Origin of the sequence: Desulfobotulus mexicanus, assembly GCF_006175995.1 — a bacterium.
In the GTDB taxonomy this organism is placed as follows: domain Bacteria; phylum Desulfobacterota; class Desulfobacteria; order Desulfobacterales; family ASO4-4; genus Desulfobotulus; species Desulfobotulus mexicanus.
On record NZ_VDMB01000067.1, the window covers coordinates 1 to 963 of the forward strand.

The window sequence follows — 963 nt, forward strand, 5'->3', positions numbered from 1 at the left end:
GAATAAAACCTTCGTAGGTTTCCTGGCACTCATATTGTTGTCAAAGATCCACTACACGATGCTTCAGGAAAAACTGTATTGCAAAATGACAATGAAGGAATTGCTTCTGACTTTATCCAAGTTGCGCAGACAGGAAATCAAGGGAACCAAAATCCTTTTTCCATTAACCAGACTTCAAATGACTATCTTTAAAGCCTTTGGAGTTAAAGAACCTGCGTAGGTATAAAAAAGAGCGGGATTTCAGGTTATAACAATGTTATCTCCAGAAACTTCTGCCGTTGTTACTTCTGCTAAGCCTTGAATAGCTGCAGCTAAAGCAGCCGCATTTGCGTATTCAGTTGCAGCAATCGTAAGCCCGCCGGTACCACCAACTTCAATAGTCGTGTTACCACCACCGTATGACAGTCCATCATGTGCAATTGTCGTTACAGCTGCTGTTCCAATTGATCCAGAACCTGAACCATCTGTTCCTGCAGTAATATCCCCTGCTCCTACTCCACCATCTTCAACATCATCTGCAATTGTAAAGGCAACACCGTCATTAGCTCCACCTGCATCCAAAGTATAAGTAATGTTGATGTTGGTACCATCAACTACTGCGGTAGCAATCTCAGTGGTAGATGCAAGTTCTGTAGCTAAGTCACCTGCATTTGCAAAAGCACCATTTGCAAAACCTGTTAAACCTGTTACTGATACTGTAGCTGCGCCGTCAAGAGTGAGGCTGCTTACTAAAAAGTTCAAAACCAACTCGACATGATGTATATTGCTGCTTATGAAAAAACAAGACGCTAGAAAACTCGATCATAAGACCCGTGAGGCTATCCGTATACGCGCTGTCCAGCAGATCGAATCGGGTGAAAGCCCAGAGGTTATCGCCAGGGCTCTGGGTTACCATCGATCCGCAATTTACCAGTGGATAGCCAAATACCGCAAAGGCGGCCTTGACGCTTTAAAGACGAAACC

3 protein-coding genes are annotated in these 963 nt (G+C 44.0%); 2 read left to right on the forward strand and 1 reads right to left on the reverse strand.

Annotation, left to right across the window (positions count from 1 at the left end; genetic code table 11):
* A partial coding sequence (locus FIM25_RS17460; RefSeq protein ID WP_218961504.1) for a hypothetical protein occupies window positions 1-220 on the forward strand: 220 nt, incomplete at its 5' end.
* 20 nt (window positions 221-240) lie between these two features.
* On the opposite strand, the gene FIM25_RS16940 is transcribed toward FIM25_RS17460, so the two are convergent.
* Complete coding sequence (locus FIM25_RS16940; RefSeq protein WP_139451023.1) at window positions 241-741, reverse strand: hypothetical protein; 501 nt, start codon at window positions 739-741, stop codon at window positions 241-243.
* 31 nt (window positions 742-772) lie between these two features.
* Here FIM25_RS16940 and FIM25_RS16945 point away from each other — a divergent pair.
* On the forward strand, window positions 773-963 hold a 191-nt coding region (locus FIM25_RS16945; RefSeq protein WP_139449876.1), incomplete at its 3' end, for a helix-turn-helix domain-containing protein.